This window comes from Endozoicomonas acroporae, from assembly GCF_002864045.1.
Classification (GTDB): Bacteria; Pseudomonadota; Gammaproteobacteria; order Pseudomonadales; family Endozoicomonadaceae; genus Endozoicomonas; species Endozoicomonas acroporae.
Genome location: NZ_PJPV01000188.1, coordinates 1 through 2977, shown reverse-complemented (window position 1 = coordinate 2977; position 2977 = coordinate 1). Strand labels below are relative to the sequence as shown.

Here is a 2977-nt window from a genome sequence, read left to right as displayed (position 1 = left end):
ATGCCACAGTCAGACCATGGGATAATCCCCCCCGCACTGCACCGGATCGCAATGAATGTTACCATTCTTCTGGCACACGTTCTTCTCAACATTTACAGGGCCGTTCAGTAAACCCTGCTCAAGATTTTAATGCCCTCATCAAACAGAAAATAATGGATGATCTGGTGAGTAAATCGGATCATTTCGGTCATCGCTATGATGGGAGAAATCACGGGCAATATGCCAGTTTAATTAAAAAATACACGTCAGCTGCTAAAAGACCGTTAAACCGGGCGGAACAAAGCCAGCTGATACGTATGCTGCAAAATTTTACCCCAACACGGCGTTGGGATTGGCGAAGCCTGACGACAACACTTCATTCATTGACGTCAGCGGGTGTTTTTACCCCTCATAACCCCATGGATGAGCTTGTTAAGCTTACTCAAGTCAGCTTATTGTCAACGCTATTTGATGCAATAATAGTCAAGTGCAACCAAAAACCTCAAGCCAGGGATATTGATGCCCGGGGCATTGCCAACCTGCTGTGGGCCATGGCGAAACTGATGGACAACGGGCAGACGCCAGAGTTAAACAAGGCCGTTGCTGCGCTTTTGCCCCACGTGAACACACAGAAAGCCAACTTTAAACAACAGGGGATCGCCAACTTGCTGTGGGCCATGGCGAAGCTGGTGGACAACGGGCAGGAGCAGACACCAGAGTTCAAAGAGGCCGTGGCCGCACTATTGCCTCACGTGAACGCACAGAAAAACCAATTTATTCCTCAGCATTTCGCCAACCTGCTGTGGGCCATGGCGAAACTGGTGGACAACGGGCAGGAGCGGACGCCAGAGTTAAACGAGGCCGTGGCCGCGCTGTTACCCCATGTGATCGCGCAGAAAGCAAACTTTAAACCACAGGGGATCGCCAACCTGCTGTGGGCCATGGCGAAGCTCGTAGACAACGGGCAGGAGCAGACACCAGGGTTCAAAGAGGCCGTGGCCGCTTTGTTGCCCCATGTGAACCGACAGAAAGCTAACTTTAAACCACAGGAAATCACCAACCTGCTGTGGGCCATGGCGAAACTGGTGGACAACGGGCAGGAGCAGACGCCAGAGCTCAACGAGGCCGTGGCCGCTCTGTTGCCCCACGTGAACCGACAGAGAGCTAACTTTAAACCACAGGAAATCGCCAACCTGCTGTGGGCCACGGCGAAACTGGTGGACAACGGGCAGGAGCAGACGCCAGAGTTCAACGAGGCCGTGGCTGCGCTGTTGCCCCACGTGAACGCACAGAAAGACCAATTTATTCCTCAGCATATCGCCAACCTGCTATGGGCCATGGCGAAACTGGAAGGCAAAGGGCTGGAGCGGACACCAAGTCTCAACAAGGCAGTGGCCGTGCTGTTGCCCCAAGTGAACGCACAGAAAGCTAACTATAAACCACAGGAAATCTCCAACCTGCTGTGGGCCATGGCGAAACTGGTGGAGAGCGGACAGGAGTGGAGAACACCAGGACTCAAAGAGGCCGTGGCCGCGCTGCTGCCCTTCGTGAATACACAGAAAGCTAACTTTAAACCACAGGAAATCACTAACCTGTTGTGGGCCATGGCGAAACTGGTGGACAACGGGCAAGACCAGGCACCAGGGCTCAAAGAGACCGTGGCCGCGCTGTTGCCCTTCGTGAATAGACAGAAAGCTAACTTTAAACCTCAGGAAATCGCTATTCTGCTCTGGGCCATGGCGAAACTGGTGGGCAGCGGGCATGACCGGACACCAGAACTCAACGAGGCCGTGGCAGCGCTGTTACCCCACGTGAACGCACAGAAAGACCAATTTATTCCTCAGCATATCGCTAACCTGCTGTGGGCCACGGCGAAACTGGTAGACAACGGGCAGGAGCAGACACCAGAACTCAACGAGGCCATAGCCGTGCTGTTGCACCACGTGAACACACAGAAAACTAATTTTAACCAACATGAAATCACCAACCTGCTTTGGGCCACGGCCAAACTGGGTGAACTTATTGAGCTGAACCTGGCGACCTCTACGTTCGAATCGCTTGTCTATCGAATCAGTAAGAACCTGCCTTTTTCTCAGGAAGAGATATTGATATCTCTCTGGGGAGTAATGGTATGCTGTGCCAGGTTGTCTCTGGTCTCCAAAACCAATAAACATAATGTGCTTGAAAAACACATGGATGACCTGTTGACTCGCCTGGAAAATACCTCGCCAGATAATGAAGATGATCAATCCATCATGGTTATGGCCGCCAGTTGGCTTGGCAGACCGTGTCCGGTCGTCCGCCATCACCAGACAATCATATCAAAACCTCAATCCGACTTCCGCGATCAACTCCAATCATGTATGCCCTCTTTGAAGATCGAAGAAGAAAAGAGTTTGAACTCATTACCTCCGGTTGACCTGTTACTGCCAGATCACAACATGGTGATTGAAGTTCAGGGACCGTCTCATTACGTGGGTGGTGATTTCAAAACCAGGAAGGGTTCGACGCTGCTGAAAATCGCACTGCTGCAGAAATCAGGATTTGAGGTCATTGAAATCCCGGTTAACAGGCTTTGGAACCAGAGTTTAATGAAACCATTTATTGATCAAATAAAGAAGAGAACAAACAGCCAGTAATCGTCTCCCTGCTATCGTGACTCAGGAACCGTTTTCACAATTCAGAGTAGATGTTCTCCTCCAACCACTTGCGTTTATAAACCGTTCAGCAAAATGAACTTCTGAACAGAGCCGAAGTCTGCTTTTTATATTCTCATGAATTAATGAAATATAATTATGGATAGAAGATCTGCTGGTATCAGTGGTAAATACACAAGATCAGGTAATAATTACAACCAAGCGAATAACCACGCCCCTTCTTCAGGGCGTGGGCGGTATAGACATGCCACAGTCAGACCATGGGATAATCCCCCCCGCACTCCGCCGGGTCGCAATGAATTTTACCATTCTTCTGGCACACGTTCTTCTCAACATTTACA

The 2977-nt window shown here is 50.4% G+C and carries 2 protein-coding genes; both read left to right on the top strand.

Annotated elements, in window-relative coordinates:
• On the top strand, positions 1-2618 hold a 2618-nt coding region (locus tag CX664_RS23330; RefSeq protein ID WP_146000265.1), incomplete at its 5' end, for an RAP domain-containing protein.
• A 156-nt stretch (positions 2619-2774) separates the two neighbouring features.
• The coding region (locus tag CX664_RS25995; RefSeq protein ID WP_146000264.1) for a hypothetical protein at positions 2775-2977 on the top strand (203 nt) is incomplete at its 3' end.